Source organism: Loktanella sp. S4079, assembly GCF_000967725.1.
Taxonomy (GTDB): domain Bacteria; phylum Pseudomonadota; class Alphaproteobacteria; order Rhodobacterales; family Rhodobacteraceae; genus Yoonia.
Window position 1 is genome coordinate 19,468 of the sequence record NZ_JXYE01000003.1, and the last position, 26,095, is coordinate 45,562.

The window sequence follows — 26,095 nt, forward strand, 5'->3', positions numbered from 1 at the left end:
ATGTTCCCTACCCCACTCGAACGCACCTCTCGGACTTGGCAGATTGGCTATCAATCGCTCTTGCCTGTCGCCGTGATTGCTTGGCTTTTGCCCCTACTCGCCGTCGCAATGTTTTCGATCAAACCCAGCGGAGATTTCACTGGCGGTGATTACTGGTCATGGCCGTCACGCTTTGCAGGCTTTGAAAACTACGGCCGCGTTTTTACCGACAGTCCCATGCCACGCTACATCCTGAATTCATTCATGATCACAATTCCGACTGTGATTGGCGCTGTGGCACTGTCTTGTATGGCCGGGTTTGCGCTGGGGATTTATCGGTTCCGGTTTAACTTGCTGGTGTTTTTTCTGTTTATCGCAGGGAATTTCGTGCCGTTTCAAATCCTGATGATCCCAGTGCGCGATCTAACCATTGATGCGGGGCTGTATAACACGAAACTTGGGCTTGTGCTGTTCCACGTCGCCTTTCAGACTGGGTTCTGCACACTGTTCATGCGTAACTTTATCCGTGCGCTCCCTTATGAACTGATCGAAGCTGCACGTGTTGAGGGCATCAAAGAGTACCAGATCTTTTGGCACATCGTTTTACCGCTGATGAAGCCCGCGATTGCGGCCCTATCGGTGCTGATCTTTACGTTCATCTGGAACGACTATTTCTGGGCCGTTGTCCTAACCCAAGGCCCACAGGCCCAGCCCGTGACCGCAGGCATCACCAGCTTTAACGCACAGTTTGGCGTGGCCTATCACATGCTGTCGGCGGGTTCGATCGTTGCGGCCCTGCCCCCTGTGCTGATGTTCTTTTTGATGCAACGCCACTTTATCGCGGGCCTAACACTTGGGGCAGTCAAATGATCCAATGCTGGCGATTAGAGGATGCGCGACAGACCCTTGTCATTGGCGTGCGCGACAAACAACTGGCCGAAGTGGTTTATTGGGGGCCGCGCCTGCCCGCAGATGAGAACCTTGAAACGCTCTGTGCAGCGCATGGGTTGGATGTTGCGGGCGGGATGCTGGACCAGCACCCAGAGCTGTCCATTTGCCCCGCTGCCGCGCGCAGTTTTCAGGGGCAGGCTGGCATGGCGCTACGCGATGGCAACGGCAAACCAATCCTGCCCAAGCTGGTCTTTGATCAGGCCGTGGCAGAAACCAATGCACTGACGCTCAGCTATAGTGATCAGGCGAACGGGCTATCTTACCGCGCCCATTTCGCGATTGATGCGGAAACGAACCTGATCACCACTTGGGCAGAGCTAGACGCAGACCAGCCCATAAACCTGCAATATCTGGCGGCACCTGTATTTCCAGCACCGCAATTATCTGACGAAATGATCGACTTTGCCGGGCGCTGGTGTGGTGAATTCCAATTGAGCCGCACCCCGTGGTCAGCGGGAATGCGTAGCCGCGATAACCGTACTGGGCGCACGGGTCACGAACATTTCCCAGGCCTGATTATCCCTTGCCGCGGCGCGACCAATACCCAAGGCGAGGCCTACGGTTTTCACTATGGTTGGTCTGGCGGTCACCGCATGATCGCCGAGGAACTGCCCGATGGTCGCCGCCAAATCCAATTTAGCAATGCGTCAGACACCGAACTTGCACCGCTGACCTATTTCAAGACCGCCCCGCTCTTTGTCACATACTCGGATACGGGCCTGAATGGTTGTGCAACAGCCTTTCAACGTCATCTACGTGACCGAGTCGTGACTTGGCCGCATCCTGACCGCCCGCGCCCGGTGCATTATAACTGCTGGGAAGCCATCTATTTCGACCACAAAATCCCAGAGCTGCAAGCCATCGCAGATCGCGCGGCTGATCTGGGTGCCGAACGTTTTGTGCTGGATGATGGTTGGTTCGGCAAACGCGATGATGACACCACTTCGCTGGGTGATTGGTTCATTGACGCGCGTAAATATCCTGACGGGCTATCCCCACTGATCGACCATGTTCATGGCCTCGGCATGACCTTTGGCATTTGGTTTGAACCGGAAATGATCAACCCTGACAGTGATACCTATCGTGCGCATCCTGAATGGGTATTGGGCGATGACCATCAGATTTTAGGGCGGCATCAAATGGTGTTGAACATGGCACTCCCAGCCGTGCGTGATTACCTGTTTGACCGGATCGGCAAAGTGCTGACCGACTATGACATCGACTATATCAAATGGGATCATAACCGGGTTTTACCGTCGCCGGATGCAGATCAAACACGTGGGACGTATGACCTATTGGATCGATTGCGCACCGCATTCCCTCAGGTCGAAATCGAAAGCTGCTCGTCGGGTGGCGGGCGCATTGATTTCGGCGTGATGGAACACACCCAACGCGTCTGGCTGTCCGACAGCAACGACGCGCTAGAACGTTTGAAAATCCAACATAACGCAGCGCTGTTCCTGCCCCAAGCCGTCACAGGTAGCCATATTGGCCCGCGCGTCTGTCACACGTCTGGACGTATCTTGGATATACGGTTCCGCGCTTGGGTCGCTGCTCAACGGCACATGGGGTTTGAAATGGACCCGCGTGAACTAACCGACGACGAAGCAGACGTCCTGCGCCGTGTCACCCAGTGGTGGAAAGACAACCGCGACTGGATGCGCCGCGCCGATATTTTGCGGCTTGATGCGGCTGATCCGGCGGTTCTCGCTGAACAACATCTACGTCAGGATCAGTTCGTCGTCTTTGCGGGCAAGGCCGACACATCCACGCAAATCGCCCCACGACCGTTGCGCCTGACCGGGCTGGATGCTGATGCGACCTACCGCGTTGACCTTGCCAATCGTGACGAACTTGCGCGCAAAGGGCTCTCTCGGGGGCAGTCGCCCTTGAAAACCGGCCCGATTGAGGTCAGTGGCCAATATTTGATGCATCACGGAATAACCCTTCCGTGGAGCTTTCCAGAAACCATGTGGGTGATCGAGGGCCACAAAATATGAAAAAGCCACGCCGCAGTAGCAATTGGTATGGGATGATGGACAAAGACGGGTTTATCCGTCGGTCTTGGATGAAGAACCAAGGCTTCCCAGACCAAGCCTTTGATGGCCGCCCAATTATCGGAATTTGCAACACTTGGTCGGAACTGACACCCTGCAATAGCGGGCTGCGTGATCTGGCCGAGGGCGTCAAACGCGGCGTTTGGGAGGCAGGCGGTTTCCCCGTCGAATTCCCGGTGATGTCTTTGGGCGAAACCCAGATGAAACCGACCGCGATGTTGTTCCGCAACCTGCTGGCAATGGATGTAGAAGAATCTATTCGCGCCTATGGCATTGATGGTGTCGTGCTGTTGGGCGGCTGTGACAAAACCACCCCCGGCCAGTTGATGGGGGCTGCATCGGTAGATTTGCCGTCCATCGTTGTGTCCTCTGGTCCGATGCTGAATGGCAAATGGAAAGGGCGTGATCTGGGGTCCGGCACCGATGTCCGCAAATTCGCGACCGCCGTAAAAGCGGGCGAAATGACGTTGCAAGACTTCATGGCAACTGAATCCGGCATGAGCCGGTCCAAAGGTGTTTGCATGACCATGGGCACTGCATCCACGATGGCATCATTGGTCGAGGCGATGGGAATGGCCCTGCCAACCAACGCCGCCCTGCCCGCCGTTGATGCACGCCGTATGGCGCTTGCGCATATGACAGGCAAACGGATCGTGGAAATGGTCGAAGAAGACCTGAAACCATCCGACATCCTGACAAAAGAAGCCTTTGAAAACGCAATCTTGACCAATGCCGCCGTCGGGGGATCAACAAACGCTGTGGTGCACCTGCTCGCGCTCGCGGGGCGCGTGGGTGTGGATTTATCGCTCAAGGATATTGAAATCGGTGGCGAAATTCCTCTGCTCGTCAACTGTATGCCATCGGGCAAATACCTGATGGAGGACTTTTGCTATGCTGGCGGCGTGCCCGCCGTGCTGAACGAACTAAAGGACAAATTGCGCCCTGCGAAAACCGTCCTGGGCGGTGATATCAGCGCCTATCATGACGGAGCAGAAGTCTATAACCGCGATGTGATCCGCCCCATTGATGATCCGATCAAACCCGCCGCTGGCCTTCGCGTATTGCGTGGCAACCTTGCCCCGAATGGAGCAATTGTGAAACCGTCAGCGGCCTCTGATCATTTGTTGGAACATACTGGCCCCGCCTATGTTTTCGAAACCATTGAAGATCTTAAAGCCAATATTGACCGTCCTGATCTGCCTGTGACCAAAGACAGCATTCTGGTGCTCAAAGGTTGCGGCCCCAAAGGATACCCCGGCATGCCAGAGGTCGGCGATATGCCCATCCCGGCAGTTTTGGTGAAGCAAGGCATGCGCGATATGGTGCGCGTTTCTGATGCGCGGATGTCCGGAACGGCCTTTGGAACAGTCATCTTGCACGTCGCGCCAGAAGCAAACGCCGGCGGGCCGCTCGCGTTGGTGCAGACAGGCGACATCATCCGGGTTTCGGCCAGCACTGGTGTGCTAGAGCTTCAGGTCGATGAGGCAGAGCTCGAAAAACGCCGCGCCGCGTGGACACCACCCGAACCACATTACACGCGCGGCTATGCCAAGCTTTATGTCGATACCGTACTTCAGGCCGATAAAGGCGCTGATCTAGATTTCTTGGTGGGTAAAGACACCCGCCCCGTCACAAGGGAGAGCCACTAATGAGTTACCCCAGTTTTCCAGACCTCAAAGAGGCATCCATCTTTATCACAGGGGGCGGCTCTGGCATTGGGGCAACCCTAACCGAAGGGTTCTTGCGCCAGGGTGCCAAGGTTGCCTTTGTCGGGCAATCTGATGCTTCGGCATTTGTCGATCAGATGGAGACCACGACGGGCAACCGCCCGTTGTTTATACAGTGCGACATTACCGATACCGATGCGTTAAAAGCCGCAATAGATCAGGCCGCATCCGCCCACGGCCCAATCACAACGTTGGTCAACAACGCGGCCAACGACAAACGCCACACAACTGCAGAAGTCGATGAAGATTTCTGGGAATGGTCCATCGCGATTAACCTCAAGGCCTATTTCTTTGCCTGTCAGGCCGTGATCCCGGCGATGAAATCTGCGGGCGGCGGGACGATCATCAACATGTCCTCAATCAGCTATATGATGGGGAACGCGGGCTATCCGCTATACACAACATCCAATGCGGGGATCACCGGCATGACCCGGTCGCTCGCCCGCGAATTCGGCCCCGATGGGGTGCGCGTGAACGCCATCGCTCCGGGTTGGGTCATGACCCAAAAGCAGAAAGACATGTGGGTGACGCCAGAGGCGCTGGCTGGGCATCTTGACCGGCAATGCATCAAAACCGAACTAGAGCCAGCCGATATGGTCGGGCCGGTTCTGTTTCTTTCGTCAAACATGAGCCGGGCAATTACCGGTCAGTTAATCGCTGCAGATGGCGGCGTGGTGGTGACAGGATGACCCAGCAAACAACACCTCCTGCATGGATCGCCGTCGATTGGGGCACATCGAACCTGCGCGTTTCACTGATGTACGCTGATGGCACCTCGCACTGTCTGACCTCGGACCAAGGTATGAGTAGCCTGAACCCCGACGGGTTTGAACCCGCCCTTTTGGCGTTGATCGACGACCATCTAGGTACAGGCGTCACACCCGTGGTGATCTGCGGCATGGCCGGATCACGACAAGGCTGGGCAGAGGCCCCCTATATCGCAACGCCTTGCAACCCGCCTTCGTTGGCAGAGGCAGTATCGGTTCGCGCAAACGATCCCCGCATCGCAGTGTCCATTTTGCCCGGTGTCAAACAGGAAAAACCTGCCGATGTAATGCGTGGTGAGGAAACCCAAATCGCGGGCTATCTGACCCAGAACCCCGATTTCGACGGTGTTCTCTGCCTGCCCGGCACGCATTCAAAATGGGTACACATCAGCGCCAAAGAAATTGTTAGCTTTCGCACGTTCATGACCGGCGAGATGTTCGCCCTTTTGACCAAACAATCCGTATTGCGTTTCTCGGTCCAAGACGAGATTGACCTTGATGCCTTTGATATCGCCGTGGGAGATGCGCTTAGCCGACCTGAAACAGTGGGCGCCGATCTATTTGCGCTACGTGCAGGCACATTGCTTGGGTCTCTTAGCGAAGGCGCGGCGCGCGGGCGGCTATCTGGGTTACTGATCGGCACCGAACTTGCTGGTGCACGCCCCTATTGGCTGGGACGTGATATCGCGCTGATCGGCGCGGGTAGCCTGACGACGCTTTATCAACGGGCGCTTGCGCTACAGGGTATTACTGCGCCCACAGTTTCAGGCGAAGACATGGTGATCTCTGGCCTGACCGCCGCCCACACGCAAACAAAGGTCTAATCATGAGCCGCAATATCATCGCCATTCTGCGTGGCGTCACCCCATCCGAAGTCCTGTCTATAGGGCAATCTCTGATCGACGCGGGTATTGATCAGATCGAAGTCCCGCTCAATTCCCCTGATCCGCTGGACAGCATTGGGATATTGGCCAACGCCTTTGGCGCACAGGCGTTGATCGGTGCTGGAACCGTTTTGACACCCCAAGACGTCACCGATGTCGCGCAAGTGGGTGGCAAACTGATCGTATCACCCGACTGCAACCCCAATGTCATCCAAGCCACCAAGAAAGCCGGATTGGCCAGCTATCCGGGTGTCATGACACCAACAGAATGCTTTGCCGCGCTGCGCAATGGGGCAGATGGGCTAAAGTTTTTTCCGGGATCGTTACTCGGCGTTGACGGGTTCAAGGCGGTTTCTGCGGTGCTGCCCAAAGGCACCCGCTGCTTTGCTGTTGGCGGCGCTGATGCTTCGAATTTTGCCGATTGGGCAAAGGTGGGCATCACCGGGTTTGGGATCGGCTCTGCGCTATATAAACCCGGCATGACCGCCCAAGAAGTGCGCACACGCGCCGATGAAATCGTATCCGCCTACGACGCGGTTATGCCCGCCTAAATCCAAAGGAAGCCCCGATGAAGCGCACGCTTGGAACCTGCTATTACCCTGAACATTGGGACGAAGAAATTTGGGTCGAAGACGCCCGCCGCATGGCTGACCTTGGGCTGACGTGGGTGCGGATCGGGGAATTCGCTTGGTCACGGCTCGAGCCTTCGCCCGGTGATCTTCAACTTGATTGGCTGGACCGGGCGATTGATGTTTTGAATGACGCCGGATTGTCGGTGGTCTTGGGTACTCCCACAGCTACGCCGCCCCGCTGGATGCTGGATAAATACCCGGACATGATTGCACTGGATGCCGATGGCAAACCGCGCGGTTTCGGATCGCGACGGCACTATTGCTTTAGCCACGCTGGTTTCCGCGAAGAATCCAAGCGGATCACACGGATTATCGCCGAACGCTTTGGGCACAAAGTCGCTGCATGGCAAACCGACAACGAATACGGCTGCCACGACACCGTCATCAGCTATTCCGACGCCGCCCGCGTCGCGTTTCAAGACTGGCTACAGGCGCGGTATGGTACGGTCGAAGCCCTGAACAAGGCGTGGGGTAACATCTTTTGGTCCATGGAATACGACCGCTTCGATCAAATCGGCCTGCCAAACCTAACCGTCACCGAACCCAACCCTGCCCATGCGCAGGCCTTCCGTCGGTTTAGTTCGGATCAGGTCGTCGCATTCAATCGCGAACAGGTCGATGAAATTCGTGCGCACTCTACCGCGCCGATCAGCCACAACTACATGGGTCGCGTCACAGATTTTGATCATTTCGCAGTTGGCAAAGACCTCGAGATCGCGACATGGGACAGCTACCCGCTTGGATTTCTCGAAGATCGCGTTGGCGCGAGCCCTGAACACCAACGCGCCTTTGCCCGCCAAGGGGATCCTGATTTTCAGGCGTTTCACCATGATCTCTATCGCGCCGTTGGACGGGGCCGCTGGTGGGTGATGGAACAACAGCCCGGTCCCGTAAACTGGGCGCCGCACAATCCGTCACCATTGCCTGGCATGGTTCGCCTTTGGACGTGGGAGGCATTTGCCCACGGTGCCGAGGCTGTCTGCTATTTCCGCTGGCGTCAGGCCCCCTTTGCCCAAGAGCAGCTACATTCCGGCCTACTCCGCCCTGACAGCGTCGAGGCCCCCGCAATGACCGAAGCCCGCGAGGTAGCATCCGAAATCAAAAACGCCCCCGAAGTCAGCATTCCGTGCGCAGACGTTGGGTTGATCTTTGACTATGACGCAGATTGGGCGTGGGCCGTGCAGCCACATGGCGCCGAGCTCAGCTATTTTGGCCTCGTGCTGGATCATTACCGCGCCCTGCGGCGTGCCGGGTTGAACGTCGATATTTTGCCGCCTGATACGCAGAATTTTGACGATTACAAACTGGTCCTCGCACCGGGATTGATGCATTTGCCTGACGGGCTGCGACGCGCATTGGAACAGACCAAGGCACATGTCGCCTATGGCCCGCGCACAGGCGCACGAGATCAGGACTTTAGGATGCCTGTTCCATTGCCACCCGCGATCTGTGGGCTTGATGTCACCGTTGCGCGGCTTGAGAGTCTGCGGCCTGACTGTCCAATCCCACTTGCGGGAGGGGGCGCTGTGCAGGGCTATTTCGAAGAACTCGAAACGGGTATCGCGGCGTTTTTGTCGACAGAATCCGGCATGCCCGTGGCAATCACCAGTGATAATCGCAGCTACATTGGAAGCTGGTTGGATACCGACGGCATGGACCGGATGATCCAAGAACTATGTACGCTGAACAATATTCAAACGCATGCATTGCCGATCGGCGTGCGGATCAGACGTACCGAAACCGAAGAATTCTGGTTCAATCACTGCAGCACCTCTGTTGAGACCGAGATCGGCCCGCTGGCACCCGCATCAGTGACCCGGCGAAGCCTGTAAACGCAAAAGGCCGCGCAGCCTATCAGACTGCGCGGCCTATGTTTCGTGGGTTCAGACCCTTAGCCGATAATCGCGTTCAGCGTGGCAGATGGGCGCATCACAGCAGAGGTTTTTGCTGCATCCGTGCGATAGTAGCCACCCAAATCAGCAGCCGCACCCTGCGCCGCAGCCAGTTCAGCGGTGATTTTTTCTTCGCCAGCAACCAGTGCCTCTGCGATTGGTGCAAAATGCGCAGCCAAGTCAGCGTCAGCGGTTTGTGCGGCAAGCGCCTCTGCCCAGTAGCGCGCGAACCAATAGTGGCTGTCGCGGTTGTCGGGCTCGCCGACTTTGCGGCTTGGGCTGCGGTCGTTATCAAGGATACCTTGGGTGGCGGCATCAACCGCAGCACCCAGAACGCGCGCCTTTTCGTTGCCTTTTGCATCAGCAAGGAACGTCAGGCTTTCACCCAGCGCACAGAATTCACCAAGGCTGTCCCAACGCAGGTGGTTTTCACCTTGCAACTGCTGCACGTGTTTCGGCGCAGAACCACCAGCACCTGTTTCAAACAGACCGCCGCCTTGCATCAGCTTAACGATCGACAACATCTTGGCCGACGTCGCCAGTTCCAGAATTGGGAACAGGTCGGTCAGATAGTCGCGCAGAACGTTGCCCGTGATCGCGATTGTGTTTTCACCTTTGGTGATTGTCTCAAGCGACGCGCGAGTTGCCTCGCGTGGTGCCATGATCTCGAATTTGTCGGCCACGCCTTTTGCTTCGAGGATCGGCTTTACATAGGCAATTAACTGCGCGTCATGCGCGCGGTTTGCATCCAGCCAGAAAATCGCACGGCAACCTTCGGCCTTTTGGCGATCAATGGCAAGGTTCACCCAGTCTTCGATTGGCGCTTTGCGCGAAGACGCCGAACGCCAGATGTCGCCTGCCTCCACGTCGTGGCTGTGCAGAACAGTGCCATCATCAAGGATCATCTTGACGGTGCCTGCCGCAGGGATTTCGAATGTCGTTGGGTGCGAACCGTATTCCTCGGCCTTTTGTGCCATCAGACCAATGTTCTGCACTGTGCCAGCCGTCGCTGGGTTCAGCTTGCCGTTTTCTTTGAAGAACTTGATCGTTTCATCGTAAACAGGCGCATAAGAATTGTCTGGGATGACACAGTTTGCGTCGGCTTCTTTGCCGTCAGGTCCCCAGCCTTTACCGCCAGCGCGGATCAGTGCAGGCATTGACGCGTCGATGATCACGTCAGATGGCACGTGCAGGTTGGTGATGCCTTTGTCGCTGTCGACCATGTACATCGGCGGACGTGCCGCTGTGATTTCTTCAATCGCGGCTACGATCTCAGGCTCACCTTTTATCTTTTCCAGCAGCGTGCCCAGACCAGCGTTGCCAGTCACGCCTAGCGCGTCCAGTTTATCGCCGAACTTTTCGAACACAGGTGCCAACCACGCCTTGACCGCGTGACCAAAGATGATCGGGTCAGAAACCTTCATCATCGTTGCCTTCATGTGCAGCGAGAACAAAGTGCCTTCAGCTTTGGTTTTTTCAATTTCGTCAGCAAGGAAGGCATCCAGCGCTGCGGCGCTCATGTATGTGGCGTCAACAACGGTGCCAGCAGGATATGCGACGCCTTCTTTAAGAACGGTTTCGCCGTCTGCGGTTTCCAGAACGATTTTAGCAGTCGCTTCGTTTGCCAACGTTGCAGAAACTTCGTTCGAGAAAAAGTCACCGCCAGACATGGAGGCAACGCGAGTTTTGCTGTCAGCCGTCCATTCACCCATGCGGTGCGGGTTGCTTTGTGCAAAGCTTTTTACGGCTTTGGCGGCACGGCGGTCAGAGTTCCCCTCGCGGAGCACTGGGTTCACAGCAGAGCCCTTGATGCCATCGTATTTCGCGCGCACTGCTTTTTCTTCGTCAGTGCTAGGCGTTTCTGGATAGTCAGGCAGTGCATAGCCCTGGGATTGCAGTTCTTTGATCGCGGCGACCAACTGCGGCACAGAAGCCGAGATGTTTGGCAGCTTGATCACGTTTGCTTCTGGTGTTTTCACCAGTTTGCCTAGCTCTGCCAGATCATCAGTCTGACGCTGTTCTTCGGTCAGATAGTCTGGAAAAGTTGAAATGATGCGGCCAGCAAGGCTGATGTCCTTTGTGCCGACAGAAACACCCGCGGCAGCGGCAAATTTCTGAATGATTGGCAGGAAAGAAGCAGATGCTAGCTCTGGAGCTTCGTCAACTTTGGTATAGATGATGTCTGACATAGGAACCTCTTGAAATTGAGTTGCCTGTTCCATAGCGGAACCATCAAGAGTCGTCCACAGTATACCGCGGCATACGAATTTTATCGCCAGAGATGGTCAAATGTGCAGCGGCGCAAAACGCCGCCACACTAGGGAGCCTTTAGAAAAAGCCAAGCTTGTTCGGATTATAGCTAACCAGCAGGTTCTTGGTCTGCTGATAGTGATCCAGCATCATTTTGTGGGTCTCGCGCCCAATACCGGACTGTTTGTAGCCACCAAACGCCGCATGCGCTGGATATGCGTGATAGTTGTTCACCCAAACACGGCCCGCTTCGATCCCGCGACCGAAACGGTAGCAAGTGTTCATATCGCGCGACCATACCCCAGCGCCTAGCCCGTACATGGTGTCATTCGCGATTGCCATCGCTTCGGCTTCGTCCTTAAAGGTTGTGACCGACACGACAGGACCAAAGATTTCCTCTTGGAACACGCGCATCTTGTTGTGCCCCTTTAGGATCGTGGGCTGGATATAAAACCCATTTTCCAGATCGCCAGACATCTGTGCCGCAGCACCACCAGCCAGAACCTGAGCACCTTCTTCGACACCGATCTGTAGATAAGACAGGATCTTGTCCTGCTGTTCACGGCTTGCCTGCGCACCAACCATTGTGTCCGGCAGACGCGGGTCACCCTGCTTGATCGCCTTTACACGTGCAATGGCGCGTTCGATGAAGGCCTCGTAAATGTCCTCTTGGATCAGGGCACGCGATGGGCAGGTGCAAACCTCGCCTTGGTTAAAGGCAAACAGCACAAAGCCTTCGACAGCTTTATCAAGAAAGGCGTCATCCTTGGCCATCACGTCAGAAAAGAAGATGTTCGGAGACTTACCACCCAGTTCCAAAGTAACCGGGATCAGGTTCTCGGTCGCGGCCTTCATGATGATACGTCCGGTTTCCGTCGAACCCGTAAACGCAATTTTCGCAATCCGTGACGATGTCGCCAGCGGACCGCCGACCTCTGGACCATAACCATTTACAATGTTCAGCACGCCATCTGGCAACAGATGCGCGATACACTCCATAAACACCATGATTGCGGCAGGTGTTTGCTCTGCAGGTTTCAGCACGATGCAATTGCCTGCTGCCAGCGCTGGCGCCAATTTCCATGCCGCCATAAGAACCGAAAAGTTCCAAGGAATGATCTGCCCAACCACGCCAAGTGGCTCGTGGTAGTGATAAGCAACGGTATCCGCGTCGATTTCAGACATCGAGCCTTCTTGGCCGCGCAGGACCCCTGCGAAATAGCGGAAGTGATCTGCCGATAGCGGAATATCAGCGGCCATTGTTTCGCGGATCGGTTTACCGTTGTCCCAAGTTTCGGCAGTGGCGATCAGCTCTAGGTTCTCTTCGATGACATCTGCGATTTTCAACAAGATGTTCGAACGCTCTGCTGCGGGTGTCTGGCCCCACGCATCCTTGGCCGCATGCGCAGCATCAAGCGCGAGCTCAACATCGGCGGCATCCGAACGCGCCACTTCGCAGACGACGCCACCGGTGATCGGCGTGATGTTATCAAAGTACTTGCCATTCACGGGCGGTACGAACTTGCCCCCGATAAAGTTGTCATAGCGGTTCTTAAACGGAGAGCTGAATTGCTGCTCGGTTTGTGTCATCTCGTTCATGAATTTTCTCCTCCAGGCCGGGTCCTCCACCCGGGCTGATCAAAGCTAACGAGACCTACGCCATGCGGTAAACTGACCGCGCATAATCGACAGGTCATACCTGTCTCAGAACTGAGACAGAGCCACAGGAAAATCGCTACAACACGGGATTACGTAACAAACGATCATCTGGCCCGATGTTAGGCGAGGAAACTTGCTGCGATGCGGCAGTGGACATCGCCCCGTGCACGGCAATGCGCACCGTCATAACATGACCGATCATTTCCACATGCAATACATAGGCTTAGGCGTGAACAGCGAAATTCAGCACCTGCACAGTTCAGGAATTATATTTCAAAATAATGCCGCTATGCAGAATATTGTTACGCTACGTTACGAAAAATCCTAATCGACAAATCACCCAACGCTAAACTGATAATACCCGACAAAATCGGATCGTTATTTGCGAAACCGTAAAGGGAGGAAAACGTGGGACTATTTGACTATAAGGGGCGGGATGCCTCGGCGGATATAAACGAGGCGTACCAGCTCGCTAGCTATGCCAATGTCGCAAAGTTTGAAACGCTCTTGGACATATTTGTGCCGTCCGCCCCCGACCTGCCCGACGGATGGGTGCTGATTGATCCTCAAACGCTGGGCGTTGATCCCGCCAAGATGAACGGGTCAGGGTTCTACACAGGGCAAAACAGCAGCGAAGCCGAGGCCCAGATCGTCGGCAAATACGATCAGAATGGGAATCTGATCAAAATCTCGATCACCTTTGCTGGCACAAACGGGGTCTTGGACATCGCTGATTACCCAGCGATGCTATCTGACGACTACGTCGCAGAATTCGATTACCTGCTAGATGCCGTCGCAACATTTGCCCAAGATCAAAACATGACCGGACAAGACGTTGTTGTCACTGGCTACAGTCTTGGTGCGGGGGCTGTAAACAACATGGCCACAATCAAAGAGGACGCCTATGGCGGGTTCTTTGATGATGCAGACTACTTTGCCTTTGCGGTGCCCAAAATCACCGAAAATCCTGATGTTCTCAACATCGGCTTTGAAAATGACGTGGTGCATCGGATTGGCAGCACTGGCACCGATTTTTGGGAACTCGCGCTGAGCGGCGGCTTTAATCATGATGCTGATTACGCCAATACCACCGGCAATATGGTGCAATTCAACGGTTACTATGCGCAGTCCTTTTACGACCTCGGCCCGTGGTCAATTCTGAACATTCCCGAAGGCTGGTATGCTCATGTCTTGGGCGCTTTTACGAACCCAATCACGACAATGACCGGATCGCATTTTGCCGCCGACATGCAGATCGACAGTGTGATCGTGGTATCCCAGCTATCCAGCTTTGAGGCCTCGCAATATTGGGTTGAGGACAAAGAGGTGTCCTTTAGCACCCGCGACCACAACGAACGCAGCTTTATTCTGGGCACAGACCATGATGACAAACTGCGCGACGGCGAGAGCGACGATTTCCTTGATGGGTTTGCGGGTGACGACAGATTTGATCTGAGCACAGGGAACGATACGGTACACGGTGGTTCTGGCATTGATCACGTCGATATGGCGGGTTCTGTCAGTGACTTTGATTTTGTCCGGCTTACGGATGGCCGGGTCTTTGCCATTGATCGATCAGGTACATACGGCACCAAAGAATTGATCGACGTCGAAGAGCTCGATTTCGGGTGGAGCGAATATCGCCTGACCGATGACAGGCTTGACGCAACTTCATGGTTTACCTCTGACCGCGGATACGCCAGCGCGACCGAAGGATCACAAGGCAATGACAGCATCGAAGGAACAGCCACCAACGACCGGATTTTTGGGCTGGCTGGTGATGACGCGATTGTCGGCGGATCTGGTGACGATTTCATCCATGGTGGTGATGGGCATGATGCGCTTGCCGGTGGTGACGGTAACGACATGCTACTGGGCGGCAAGGGTAATGACCTGCTGGTCGCGGGTGGAGGTCAAGACATCCTCAGCGGCGGTTTGGGCGCTGACGTCTTTGATCTGCGCCAATCCGGTGACGCCATTATCACTGACCTGAATGCTGGGGCACATGATGATGGTGATGTGATCTTGCTATCTAGCGCGCAGGCCACAGGTTTTGACGACGTCATGAACAGCGCCTATCAATCCGGTGCTGACGTGCAGATCGCGCTCAACGATATTGATCTGGTGATCCAGAACACATCACTGAATGATCTGACGGCCGACGACTTTGTCTTTGCCTAACTTGCTAAGAACCGGCTAGTCACCCAGACCAAGCCGTTTCATCCGACGATAGAGTGTCGCGCGACCAACGCCCAAGGCGCGCGCGGCCTCTGACACATTACCACCCGCCCGTGCAAGCGCACGCACTACGGCGGCCCGTTCAGCTTTGACAAACCCCGTCGGGCCATCGCCACGACCGAAAATGTCAGAGGCCGGGCGCGGTTTAATCGGGCCTAACAGTTCAAGATCAAACATTTTGCGGGCATTCCGCGTCGCACCGATAACGATGTCGTCCGAATCTACCGCCAAAAGCGTGGCAAGATCAGCCTCTCCGCTGTCGGCAACGACAATGCGCGCTTTGGGAAACGAAGCGCGAAAGTAGTCAGATTCGATTGCCTTGGCCGTTTGCCCCACCATTGCACCAATCAGTTGATTATAACCTTCGGTTTGATCTGCCCGTGCGGATGACACATCAAGTGCCGCAAGCAAGCGACCGTCGGTCCCAAAAATCGGCGCGTCCATGCAGCTCATGCCAATGTTGCGGGCAAGGAAATGTTCGTGACGGTGAATGGTTACTTGCCGCTTTTCCGTCAGGCAGGTGCCGATGCCATTCGTGCCCTCGGCAGCTTCGCTCCAATCTGCGCCAAGACAAAGCCCCCATTCGCGAAACGTATCTTCGTCGGCGTCGGTACAGCGCTGATCCAGCACAATCCCGGTTTCATCTGTCAGCAACACGCCGCAACCAGAGTTCCCAACCAAACCGTACAGATGGTCCAGCTTGGGCGCGGCGACCATCATAAAGCGTTCGTGTTTATTGCGTCGGTCTTGCAAGTCTCGGGCGTCAACACAATGCGCGCTAAAGTCATCCGCAGGATCTAGCCCGTGCCGTTCCAACGAACGCCGCCATGACGCAGCAAGCGACGACCGCGCCGCGGCCGAACGCGAATGCACTGCCCCCATAATGCGGTCGATGTGCAGCTTCTTTTCCGAAATGACCATTCCCCCCTCCCGTGGTTAGTGATCTTCCTCCCGGCAGAGACAATAGCGCGGGATGGCGGAAAAGTCTTGGATTCAATTCATCAACGTGCGGGATCAGGATGCCGTCTTTTGATGCGCCTTAAAGTCTTCGACTGCGAAATCAATTAAGGCCCTGATTTTACGTGGCAATGCGCGCCCCTCTAGATAAACGGCGCTGATCGGGATGTCCTCGCAGCGTGCATCAGTAATCAAGGGAACCAGCGCATCCTCTTGCATTGCCGCAGCTATGGCGAAAAACGGGGAGTAGACGATCCCCTGCCCGGCCAAGGCGAGATCACAGGCCGCCCGTGCAGAGTTCACCTGAAATCGGCCATTCACCATTACGACCCGTTCGCGACTGCCTTGGGTAAAAACCCAACGTTTGGGTGCGCGGCGGTTACTGTCGATAATACAGGCATGATCGGCAAGCTGATCGACAGATTTTGGCGTCCCATGTTTGGCAAGGTAGGCAGGGCTTGCGGCAACGACGCTTTGCACGACGCCCAGCTTGCGGGCCTTAATCGACTGCATATCGCTGCTTCCCAGTCGAAAGGCGATATCAATTCCGTCAGAGGCCAGATCAACGTAATCATCCGTCAGACGCATATCGAACGTCAGATGCGGATGAAGCTGCGCAAAACGGCCCAGCATCGGGGTGATGTAGGATTCACCAAATGTCACTGGGGCCGATATGCGGACAACACCCGAAAAACCTCGCGATCCTTCGGACACATCGCCCAGCAAGGCATCCAAATCGTCCAAAAGCGCTGGCGCACGCGTCAACAACTCTTCGCCTGCTGGGGTCATGCCAACGCGCCGTGTCGTGCGTTGAAATAGACGCACGCCCAATTCGCTTTCCAGCTCTGCCACATATTTCGATGTTAACCGGTTCGACACGCCCAACTGCTCGGCAGCGGCCGTAAAAGACCCGGTTTGCGCGGTCGCAACAAATGCGCGCAACTGGTCCAGTAAATCCATAATAAATCCAATTAAGAACATTTTGTGGTAATTCAATCCATAGCTTCGCCATTTTATGGATTCAAATCAAGCCTTATGTTTGCGCTATAAGATGAAAGGACGCTGAAAATGAGTACCGCACAATCTCTGCGCAATTTGCGTGAAAGCCTAGCACCAAGCGAACGCATGCCGCTTGTTTTCTTGGGGCATGGCAGCCCAATGAACGCGATTGAGGATACAGCCTATAGCCGCGCATGGACTCAACTGGGTCAAAAACTACCGCGCCCAAAGGCTATTCTGGTGGTTTCAGCGCATTGGATGACGCGGGGAACAACCTTGGTCGATGTCTCTGCACTGCCACGCACAATCCACGACTTTCGTGGTTTTCCAGAAGAGCTATTCGCACAACAATATCCCGCACAGGGTGCACCAGATTTGGCCCGCGAGGTGGTTTCCATCCTTGCCAGTCACCACGCCGAAGAAGACGACACCTGGGGGTTGGATCATGGCGCATGGACCGTGCTTAAGTTCCTCTATCCAAACGCGGACGTCCCTGTTTTTCAAATCTCAATAGATATGACACGCGATCTGGACTACCAGCTTGAGATCGGGAAAACCCTTTCTGAACTCCGAGACCGAGGTGTGCTGATCCTTGGATCAGGAAATGTCGTGCATAATCTGCGCACCATGCAATATGGCGGCGATCCGCAAGATTTTGCATTAGAGTTCGATGCGCTTGTCGCTGATAGGCTAGAGCACCGTGATTTCGCGACACTTAGCAATCGTGACGGCTTGGGAACGCTGTTGCAAATGGCGCATCCATCGGTGGATCACTACCTACCTGCTCTGACGATTGCCGGAGCGTCCAAGGACACAGACCAGCTCACCTTTATGACCGATTCGATTGATCTGGGGTCGGTTTCGATGCGGTCGTTCGTATTTCATGACCACTAAATAAAGGGCCTGCACATTTGGCTGCGCAGGCCCATTTTCTGACGATCAAATATCGAAAAAGATCGTCTCGCCTTCGCCCTGCAGACGAATATCAAAGCGGTAGACGCCGTCGGCATCCTTTTTCGCCAACAATGTTGGCACACGGTTTTGGTGTTCGATCCGGGTCAGGATCGGGTCAACGGCATTCGCCTCTGCCTCGTCCGCGAAATACATGCGCGTGTGCAGACCAATGTTGATCCCGCGTGCGACCACCCAAAATGTGACATGCGGGGCCTGCATCCGGCCATCAGGAAACGGCACCGCTCCCGGCTTTACGGTGTCAAAAGTGAATTCCCCCGTATCCATATCACCCGGCGAACGGCCCCACCCGGTAAAGTTCGGATCGGCCTGACCACGGGTTTCATTGGCCGAGTTAAACAGCCCCGCCGCGTCAGCCTGCCAGATTTCCACCAGTGCATCGCGCAGCGGCGTGCCTGTACCGTCAAAGACAGTGCCCTTGATGGTAATCTCTTCGCCCTTAACCGGGCCAGTTTTCATTTTGGCACCCAGATCTTCGCCGTAAATCTCGATCCCAGTAAAGTTCGGTGTACAACCAATGTGGACATATGGACCGGCGGTCTGGCTGGGGCTTTCTTTGAGGTACTCTAGCTTTTGAACCATGATCACATTCCCTCTACGCGGTTTTCAAAGAATGTCTGACGACGACCGCGCAGGACAATGTCAAACTTATAGGCGCGTGAATCCATTGGCACAGTGCGGTGCATATCCAGTGGCGCAATCAGCGATTCAACGGCGGTTTTATCATCAATGGTGCCAACAATGGGGCACAACCAGATATGCGGGTCACCTTCGAAATACATCTGCGTAATCAGACGCTGGGCAAATCCATGACCAAAGACGCTAAAGTGGATATGCGCCGGACGCCAATCATTCATGCCATTGGGCCAAGGATAAGGCCCCGGTTGAATGGTGCGGAATTCATATGATCCGTCTTCGCCTGTGATCGTGCGCCCACATCCGCCAAAGTTGGGATCAAGCGGCGCTAGATAGCTTTCTTTCTTGTGACGATAACGACCACCCGCATTGGCCTGCCAGAATTCCAGCAAGGCACCGGGAACAGGGCGACCCATTTCATCCAAAACGCGGCCATGCACGATAATGCGCGGACCAATCGCGCTTTCGCCAGCTGCGGCGTAGTTGTGGATCAGGTTGTTATCCAGCTCGCCCAGCATGTTGTGACCAAAGACTGGATTGGTTTCTTCGCTTAGCGTTGTTGGAAAAGATAACAGGGCGGCTTGCGGGCTGCGCTTGACCGAAGTCTTATATTGCGGCGTCAGCGCGGCGGGCTGCCAGCTTCGGTCGCGGGGCACAAACCCCCCAGTGTTTTTGATGATTGTCATACTTCGACTCCCAATTCGGCGAAGGTTTGTTTGGCAAGTTTGATGGCATGGTTTGCCTTTGGCACGCCCGCATAGACAGCGACATGCATAAAGGCCTGAAGAATATCCTGCGGGCTTGCGCCTGTGTTGCGGCTGGCCCGAATGTGCATTGGAATTTCCTCGAAATTCCCGCAAGCCGCCAGCAGCGCAAGCGTCAGCATAGACCGTTCACGGCGGCTGATGGTGTCATCCGACCACAAAGTGCCCCAAGCACCCTCAGTAATCATCGTTTGGAATGGCTCGTCAAAGGTGGTCTTGTTCGCCTCTGCACGGTCAACATGCGCATCACCTAGAACCTCGCGGCGGGTTTTCATGCCGGTGTCAAATCTGTCCATCGTGGGTCCCTTTAGTATGGTAGGCCGACATAGTTTTCGGCCATCGCCTTTTGTGCGGCTTCGTTTTCACGCAAGAACTCGAGCTCTGCGAGTTGGATTTTGTAGTCAAAGTCTGTCTGATCAGGGAAACGGTGCATCAGCGAAGAGAACCACCAGCTAAACCGCTCTGCCTTCCAAACGCGGGCAAGCGCCTTTTGCGAGTAAGTGTCGATCCCTTCGGAACTGTTGTTCTCATAAAAATCGCGCAGACCGTTATACAGGTAATGCACGTCAGAGGCGGCTGTATTCAGCCCCTTGGCCCCGGTCGGAGGCACGATATGTGCCGCGTCACCACAAAGGAACAAACGCCCCCAACGCATCGGTTCAGTCACAAATGACCGCAATGGTGCGATGGATTTCTCAATCGACGGACCAGTCACCAGCTTTTCAGCCTGATCTGCTGGGATGCGGCGCTTCAGCTCTTCCCAGAATGCTTCGTCTGTCCAGTCGTCGGGACTATCTGACAGTGAACATTGAATATAATATCGGCTCAGGTTTTCGTTCCGCATTGAACACAGCGCAAATCCACGTGATGAATTCGCATAGATCAGCTCGTGGTTCACTGGCGGCGTTTCTGACAAAATGCCCAGCCAACCGAACGGATAAATCTTTTCGTATTCTTTGCGCACGTCCAATGGGATCGCCTGACGGCTCACACCATGGAAACCATCACAACCAGCGATGAAGTCACAATCAACGCGGCGCGCTTCGCCACCGATGTCATAGGTCACATAGGGCGCATCGCTGTCGGCATCGTGGATCACAACGTTTTCGACGTTGTATTCGATTTTGCCGTTCGCCTTTTCACGCGCCTCATAAAGATCACGGGTTACTTCGGTTTGGCCGTAGACCATAACGGCATGACCCGTATGCTCGCTAAAATCGACGCGGAAGATCTCATCATCGTAGGAAATCAGCGTTCCGTCATGCGGGAAGCCCTCTTTTTCCATGCGATCTGCAACACCTGCTTCGCGCATCAAATCCAGCAATCCGCGCTCAAGCACGCCCGCACGAATCCGCCCTAGAACGTAGTCCTTGGTTTTCCGCTCTAGTACGATGCTGTCGATGCCGCGTGTGTACAGTAGCTGCGACAATAGCAGGCCGGACGGCCCACCCCCAATGATGAGGACCTGCGTTTTCATATGTCTCTCCGAGTCTCTTATCCGCGCAATTTGCCTATCATTTTTATATATGTAAAATGACATTTGGGCTGTTTTACTTTCCAAATAGGCAACTATGGACCGCAGAATTAAGTTTCGTCACCTAGAAGCGTTCACGCATATCGCCCGCGCCAAAAGCCTCAAGCGCGCGGCAGAACAGTTGCACCTAACGCAGCCTGCGATTTCTAAGACGCTCAAGGATCTTGAAACCATCATTGGCAAGCCTCTGATGGATCGCGGGCGTGCAGGTGTGCGGCTAACCCCCGAGGGCGAGGTGTTTCTCGCCTTTGCAGAACAAAGCATGCAAGCCCTGCAAACGGGGCTGAATAGCGTTGCAAGTATCGGCGCGGGAGGCAACCCGACGCTGACAGTCGGTGCATTGCCAAGCGTCGCCAGCCAGCTTTTGCCATGGGCGGTGCAGGACTTTCGGCAAAAATCACCGGGCACGGTTGTGCAGCTACTTGAGGGGCCACATGATTTCATGACCGACAGGTTGCGCGCAGGTGCGGTTGATCTGGCGGTCGGGCGGCTTGGCAAACCCGAAAGCATGGTTGGCCTGTCCTTTACCCAGCTTTACACCGAAGAGGTGGTGATCGTTGTTACCCCCGGACATCCGCTGGCTGGGGCAACGCAGCTTGAACAGCTTGATGGATTTCCAATCGTCTATCCACCGCAAGCAGCCGCGATCCGCCCCTTGGTTGCAGGCAAACTGATCGCGTCTGGCCTGCCGCTGTTTAGTAACCGGATCGAAAGCGCATCAGGCGAGTTCGGTCGCGAGATGGCCTTGGGTCAGGCGCAGGCCATTTGGTTTATTTCGCGCGGCGTTGTCGCCAATGATCTGGCGAATGGTCGACTGGTTGCTCTCGACATTGATATGTCTGCCACGACCGGCGCGATTGGGGTAATGGCGCGATCAGAGGAAGTACCTAGCGCCATCGCCCATCTGTTCCGGCAAAGCTTGCTGGATTACGTACAACGCCGCTAGCCCAGCGCCAGCATAGCCGGCGCAACAGGGATCGGCTGGGCAAGCGCGAAATCACGTAGACCAGCGGATTGCGGATCACGTTCCGCAATCCGACACCAAACCGCCCGAAAATATAGCTGCGCAGTCAACTGCATGAAATCATGCGCATGCTCTGCTGGACTGGGTGATGTGATCATATACTGCCGCGCCGCGCGCCATTTGGCATGTAGGGTAGCAATCTGCGCTTGATCCGCCAGATCGCCGATCAGCGCGTCAAACGCATCCGCCCCGACACCATTGCGCAAACCGCGTGTTGCGATCGATTGCGCGTGGATACCATTCGCACCTTCGTAGATCGCGGTGATCCGCGCATCGCGCCACGTTTGGGATACCCGGTATTCCGTCAAATATCCGTATCCGCCCAATATCTGCATACCCAAATCAGCCGAGCGAATGCCCGCTTCTGTGCAAAAGACTTTGCAAATAGGGGTCAAGAAATCCACGAGATCAGATTGGTCACCTTTTTCCATGGCGACCAAGGCAATATGCGCCATCGAACGCGCGCCCATCGCCAATGTCTGCTGCTCGTTCAACATGCGCTGGACGTCTGCGTGATCAGCAAGAACTGCATCACGCCCATCGGGTCTGCGGCCCTGTTTGCGCTCGGCTGCGTAGGCGGTCGCAATCGCATGCGCACGGGCTGCATGCGCAACCCCCTGAAGCGCAACATCAATACGCGCGTGGTTCATCAAGGTGAACATCGCGCGCAATCCGGCACCCTCTTCGCCAACCAACTGCGCAGGTGCACCATCAAACGCCATTTGACAGGTCGGCGATGCGTGAAGCCCCAGCTTTTCCTCGATGCGTGTGACCTTGATCGTGTCGCCCGCGTCATTCTTGCCCGCGATGAACAGGGACAAGCCTTTGATTCCGTCATCACCCGTTCGGGCAAGGATCAGGTGCAAGATGTCGTCTGACATGTCCTGATCACCGCCCGAGATAAAGATCTTTTCGCCGCTGATCCGCCACGACGCGTCATCGCGCACCGCCTTGGTCCGGATGCGAGACAAATCTGACCCAGCACCCGGTTCGGTCAAACACATCGTCGAAAGCGCCTGACCAGAGGCAAGCTTGGGCACCCATGCCTCTTGTTGGGCCACGCTGCCGAACCTGAGCAAGGTGGCAATCGCGCCGGGCACCAGGTTGCAGACCATCTGCATGGCGTGGTTCGCGCCCGAGAAAACCTCGGACACGGCACCCGCGATCAAATGCCCCTGCCCCATGCCACCAAATGCCTCGGGGGCGGTGAGGCCCTGCCAACCGCTTTCGGCCAACGCAGCATATGCATCGGCGAAACCGTCCGGCATCGCGACCTTACCGTCGTGCAATCTGCAGCCTTGCGCATCGCCGGTTTCGTCGAGTGGCGCGATCACTCCTTCGGCAAATGACCCAAAATGCGAGATGATACCCTCGGCCAGTTCATCATCCCAATTGGGAAGTTCCGCCGCACCGGCGACTGCCCGCAACGAAAACATAATGTCATCAACAGGAGCAACAAACGGGATCATTGTGACACGCCCAGCAAACGCATCGCATTGTCCTTGAGGATCAACGGGCGCACCTCGTCTTTGAACTCGGCCTTATCAAAAGCGTCCAACCACTTTTCCGGGGCAATCATCGGCCAATCCGAACCGAACAGCATTTTCTTTTTCAAAAGACTGTTTGCATAGCGCACGAGGATCGGCGGGAAATATTTCGGCGACCATCCAGACAAGTCAATGTAAACATTGGGTTTGTGGGTGGCGACTGACAGCGCCTCTTCCTGCCATGGGAATGACGGATGCGCGAGGATGATGGGCATATCAGGAAAATCAACTGCCAGATCATCCATATACATCGGGTTGGAGTATTTCAGCCGCATCCCATTGCCGCCCCGCATTCCCGAACCAACACCTGTTTGCCCAGTATGGAACAATGCGGGCTTGCCGGATTCCGCGATCGCCTCGTACAGGACATAGGCGCTGCGGTCGTTCGGATAGAACCCCTGCATTGTAGGGTGAAATTTGAACCCTTGAATGCCGTGGTTTTCAACCAGATCACGCGCCTCGCGTGCGCCGATCTTACCCTTTGCCGGGTCAATAGAGGCAAATGGGATCAGGATATCGTCATTCTTAGCGCAGGCATCTGCCACCTCGTAATTGTCATAACGGCGGTAACCAGTTTCGCGCTCAGCATCGACAGGAAAGATCACTGCGGCGATGTTCTTTTCACGGTAATGCGCGGCGGTTTCATCAATCGTCGGCGGGTGGGCCCATGGGGCGCCAAAGTATTTCGCCATCGTCGATTGCAGTTCATCATAGCCATCATCGTCGTGACAACCGCAGGCCTCTTCTGCATGTGTGTGGAAATCAATCGCGCGAACTTTGGAAAAATCTACCATTTCTATTGCTCCTTAAACGCGGATCAGCGCGGGGTCTTCGTTGTCATAAAGGCGTTCTAGCAGGTCAGCCCGACGGGTGATGATCTTGCGGACATTCAGCGACCCTTTGTCAGTCACTTCTGCGTCCTTTAGCGATGGCGGCTCTGCCAAGATCAACGCCCGACTAATCCGTTTCGCAGAGCCTGTCGCGGCCTTGGCCATATCGCGCAAACGCTCTTCGATTTGCGCCTGAAGTGCTGGATCAATGACCGCGCCATTAGATACGTTATCGCCGTGCACTTGGTCGGGCCGCGGAAAGATAAATAGACCAATCGCGTCACGATCATGACCACATATCACGATATCTTGGACGAGTCCGCGCAAGCCCTCAAGCGCCTCGACACGCAGTTTACCCGCCTGAACCCAAGTACCGGTCAGTAGCTTAAAGTCCTCAGACACCCGCCCGTCAAAGGTCAGGCCGCGATCTGGATCATTATCGTCAACAAAGCGCATCGCATCCCCTGTCAAAAGGAAACCGTCCGCATCGAAGGCCTCTGCTGTTTTGATGTCATCAGCAAAATAACCGGGCATAATGTTTGGCCCTTTGACACGCAGTTCACAGCGTTTTTCATCATCGGGGATGAGTTTTACCGTAGCGCCCGGCAATGGAACACCAACAACGCCAGACCGCCCAATCGGTTCGTGTAGCATAATCGTTGCGGGTGCGGTTTCGGTCATTCCCCAGCTTGAAATCATCAGTGGCAGCTTGCCACGAACCTCTAGCGCCATTTCCTCGAGCCGGGTCCAAACATCTTGGGGAAGAGAGGCCCCCGCATAAAAGATCATATCGAGGTCTTTGAAATAGGCTTCGCGCAAAGCTTGGTTTGTCTCCATCTCGGCAACGAGCATGGCAAACCCAACAGGCACATTGAACGACAACGTTCCGGGGCGCTCAATGATGCTCTTGGCCGTTTCCGCAAAAAGTTTTTTCGTCGGCTTGCCCGCGTCAATCGTCAATGTGCCACCATGCGCCAGCATCATGTTGACGTTATGCGATCCACCAAAAACATGGTTCCACGGCAGCCAGTCACAAATGCTTGGGCGGCGTTCCTTGAGAAATGGCAGTACAGATGCCATCTGAGACTGGTTCGCACACATCATACGTTGCGTCGTCAGTACGCCTTTTGGGTCAGACGAAGAGCCTGACGTAAACAGGATTTTCGCGACAGTGTCGGGGCCAGTTGCCGCCAGCAAGGCATCCGCATCCTGAGTAACATCACCCGCAAGCAAGTCGGCAAAGGCGGTCACCTTCCCCGGTGCGCCAACCGTTGTCGAGGCAACGATTTCAACACCGCTGAGTTCTGGCAACGCCAAAGCAGCAGCATAGCGCCCGGCATCATCGACAAATGCCATCGCTGGTTTGACCTTGTTCAGGACATAAATCAGGCGCCCGTGCGCTTCTGGGATCAGGGAATACTGCTCGGCCAATGGAACAGTCGGGACGCCCGCGTATTGCGCCCCAAACGACAGCAGCGCATGGTCGATGGAGTTCCCGGACATGATGACAATTGGGGTATCTTGCCCCAACCCACGCGCCCCCAAAGACGTCGCGATATTGCGTACATCATTCAGTGCCTGTGCAAATGTTACCTCGCGCCAGCCGTCGCCCTTGCGCTCGGCCAGAAACACGGCATCAGGGGTATCTTGGGCCCATTTGTGCAGCCAATCAGCGGTTCGTTCGACAACCGGATCAAGTGGGATTTTCGACGTCAGGATCAGATCATTACCCACGTTCGTCAACTCAACTGCATGTGCACGCAAGTTGAGGCCAGTTGTTGCATCAGTCATTGGAA

Annotated in this window: 21 protein-coding genes; 10 read left to right on the forward strand and 11 right to left on the reverse strand. The window is 55.3% G+C overall.

All coding sequences use genetic code 11. From position 1 onward, the window contains the following. The 7 genes from TW80_RS09370 to TW80_RS09400 are packed head-to-tail and all read left to right on the forward strand — an operon-like array spanning window position 1 to window position 8,829. Complete coding sequence (locus TW80_RS09370; RefSeq protein WP_045997159.1) at window positions 1-849, forward strand: carbohydrate ABC transporter permease; 849 nt, start codon at window positions 1-3, stop codon at window positions 847-849. Continuing rightward, a complete protein-coding gene (locus TW80_RS09375; protein WP_045997160.1) occupies window positions 846-2,930 on the forward strand; it encodes an alpha-galactosidase in 2,085 nt (694 codons plus the stop codon). The genes TW80_RS09370 and TW80_RS09375 overlap by 4 nt, the downstream gene beginning before the upstream one ends. Further along, the gene (locus TW80_RS09380) at window positions 2,927-4,636 is read left to right on the forward strand and encodes an IlvD/Edd family dehydratase (RefSeq protein WP_045997161.1); all 1,710 of its coding nucleotides are present in this window, start codon (window positions 2,927-2,929) and stop codon (window positions 4,634-4,636) included. The genes TW80_RS09375 and TW80_RS09380 overlap by 4 nt, the downstream gene beginning before the upstream one ends. After that, window positions 4,636-5,403 (forward strand): SDR family NAD(P)-dependent oxidoreductase, encoded by a 768-nt coding sequence (locus TW80_RS09385; protein ID WP_045997162.1) that lies wholly within the window; start codon window positions 4,636-4,638, stop codon window positions 5,401-5,403. The genes TW80_RS09380 and TW80_RS09385 overlap by 1 nt, the downstream gene beginning before the upstream one ends. Continuing rightward, a complete protein-coding gene (locus tag TW80_RS09390; protein ID WP_045997163.1) occupies window positions 5,400-6,305 on the forward strand; it encodes a 2-dehydro-3-deoxygalactonokinase in 906 nt (301 codons plus the stop codon). Before TW80_RS09385 ends, TW80_RS09390 begins: the two co-directional genes overlap by 4 nt. A 2-nt stretch (window positions 6,306-6,307) precedes the next feature. After that, window positions 6,308-6,916, forward strand: a complete 609-nt coding sequence (locus TW80_RS09395; protein ID WP_045997164.1) for a 2-dehydro-3-deoxy-6-phosphogalactonate aldolase — start codon at window positions 6,308-6,310, stop codon at window positions 6,914-6,916. Between the two features lie 17 nt (window positions 6,917-6,933). Then, window positions 6,934-8,829, forward strand: a complete 1,896-nt coding sequence (locus tag TW80_RS09400; protein ID WP_045997165.1) for a beta-galactosidase — start codon at window positions 6,934-6,936, stop codon at window positions 8,827-8,829. Window positions 8,830-8,888: 59 nt separating this feature from the next. On the opposite strand, the gene TW80_RS09405 is transcribed toward TW80_RS09400, so the two are convergent. Beyond that, a complete protein-coding gene (locus TW80_RS09405; RefSeq protein ID WP_045997166.1) occupies window positions 8,889-11,078 on the reverse strand; it encodes an NADP-dependent isocitrate dehydrogenase in 2,190 nt (729 codons plus the stop codon). Window positions 11,079-11,217: 139 nt separating this feature from the next. Then, complete coding sequence (gene adh / locus TW80_RS09410) at window positions 11,218-12,738, reverse strand: aldehyde dehydrogenase (RefSeq protein ID WP_045997167.1); 1,521 nt, start codon at window positions 12,736-12,738, stop codon at window positions 11,218-11,220. Window positions 12,739-13,206: 468 nt separating this feature from the next. On the opposite strand from adh, the gene TW80_RS09415 reads away from it, so the two are divergent. After that, window positions 13,207-14,979 carry a calcium-binding protein gene (locus TW80_RS09415; RefSeq protein WP_052700948.1) on the forward strand — a complete coding sequence of 591 codons (1,773 nt, stop codon included), beginning with the start codon at window positions 13,207-13,209 and terminating at the stop codon, window positions 14,977-14,979. 15 nt (window positions 14,980-14,994) lie between these two features. On the opposite strand, the gene TW80_RS09420 is transcribed toward TW80_RS09415, so the two are convergent. Both TW80_RS09420 and TW80_RS09425 read right to left on the reverse strand, forming a co-directional pair. After that, window positions 14,995-15,957, reverse strand: coding sequence for a GAF domain-containing protein (locus tag TW80_RS09420; RefSeq protein WP_204218489.1), 963 nt, complete (start codon window positions 15,955-15,957; stop codon window positions 14,995-14,997). 93 nt (window positions 15,958-16,050) lie between these two features. Continuing rightward, window positions 16,051-16,953 carry a LysR family transcriptional regulator gene (locus tag TW80_RS09425; RefSeq protein WP_045997168.1) on the reverse strand — a complete coding sequence of 301 codons (903 nt, stop codon included), beginning with the start codon at window positions 16,951-16,953 and terminating at the stop codon, window positions 16,051-16,053. 108 nt (window positions 16,954-17,061) lie between these two features. Between TW80_RS09425 and ygiD the strand changes: the two genes are divergently transcribed. Beyond that, the gene (gene ygiD / locus TW80_RS09430; protein ID WP_045997169.1) at window positions 17,062-17,886 is read left to right on the forward strand and encodes a 4,5-DOPA-extradiol-dioxygenase; all 825 of its coding nucleotides are present in this window, start codon (window positions 17,062-17,064) and stop codon (window positions 17,884-17,886) included. Window positions 17,887-17,931: 45 nt separating this feature from the next. On the opposite strand, the gene pcaG is transcribed toward ygiD, so the two are convergent. Genes pcaG through pobA form a run of 4 tightly spaced genes read right to left on the reverse strand, consistent with a single transcriptional unit; the run spans window position 17,932 to window position 20,841 of the window. Further along, window positions 17,932-18,546 (reverse strand): protocatechuate 3,4-dioxygenase subunit alpha, encoded by a 615-nt coding sequence (pcaG, locus tag TW80_RS09435; protein ID WP_045997170.1) that lies wholly within the window; start codon window positions 18,544-18,546, stop codon window positions 17,932-17,934. Window positions 18,547-18,548: 2 nt separating this feature from the next. Further along, the gene (gene pcaH, locus TW80_RS09440) at window positions 18,549-19,286 is read right to left on the reverse strand and encodes a protocatechuate 3,4-dioxygenase subunit beta (RefSeq protein WP_045997171.1); all 738 of its coding nucleotides are present in this window, start codon (window positions 19,284-19,286) and stop codon (window positions 18,549-18,551) included. Continuing rightward, window positions 19,283-19,660: a 4-carboxymuconolactone decarboxylase gene (gene pcaC / locus TW80_RS09445; RefSeq protein WP_045997172.1), complete on the reverse strand. Its 378-nt coding sequence runs from the start codon at window positions 19,658-19,660 to the stop codon at window positions 19,283-19,285. Before pcaC ends, pcaH begins: the two co-directional genes overlap by 4 nt. 11 nt (window positions 19,661-19,671) lie before the next feature. Further along, window positions 19,672-20,841: a 4-hydroxybenzoate 3-monooxygenase gene (gene pobA, locus TW80_RS09450; RefSeq protein WP_045997173.1), complete on the reverse strand. Its 1,170-nt coding sequence runs from the start codon at window positions 20,839-20,841 to the stop codon at window positions 19,672-19,674. Window positions 20,842-20,935: 94 nt separating this feature from the next. Here pobA and pcaQ point away from each other — a divergent pair, with 94 nt between their 5' ends. Continuing rightward, window positions 20,936-21,844 (forward strand): pca operon transcription factor PcaQ, encoded by a 909-nt coding sequence (gene pcaQ / locus TW80_RS09455; RefSeq protein ID WP_045997174.1) that lies wholly within the window; start codon window positions 20,936-20,938, stop codon window positions 21,842-21,844. Here pcaQ and TW80_RS09460 read toward each other — a convergent pair. The 3 genes from TW80_RS09460 to TW80_RS09470 are packed head-to-tail and all read right to left on the reverse strand — an operon-like array spanning window position 21,841 to window position 26,090. Beyond that, window positions 21,841-23,391 (reverse strand): acyl-CoA dehydrogenase family protein, encoded by a 1,551-nt coding sequence (locus tag TW80_RS09460; protein WP_045997175.1) that lies wholly within the window; start codon window positions 23,389-23,391, stop codon window positions 21,841-21,843. The genes pcaQ and TW80_RS09460 overlap by 4 nt on opposite strands. Further along, the gene (locus TW80_RS09465) at window positions 23,388-24,263 is read right to left on the reverse strand and encodes an amidohydrolase family protein (RefSeq protein WP_045997176.1); all 876 of its coding nucleotides are present in this window, start codon (window positions 24,261-24,263) and stop codon (window positions 23,388-23,390) included. The genes TW80_RS09460 and TW80_RS09465 overlap by 4 nt, the downstream gene beginning before the upstream one ends. A 12-nt stretch (window positions 24,264-24,275) precedes the next feature. Further along, a complete protein-coding gene (locus TW80_RS09470; protein WP_045997177.1) occupies window positions 24,276-26,090 on the reverse strand; it encodes a feruloyl-CoA synthase in 1,815 nt (604 codons plus the stop codon). Window positions 26,091-26,095 lie beyond the last annotated feature (5 nt).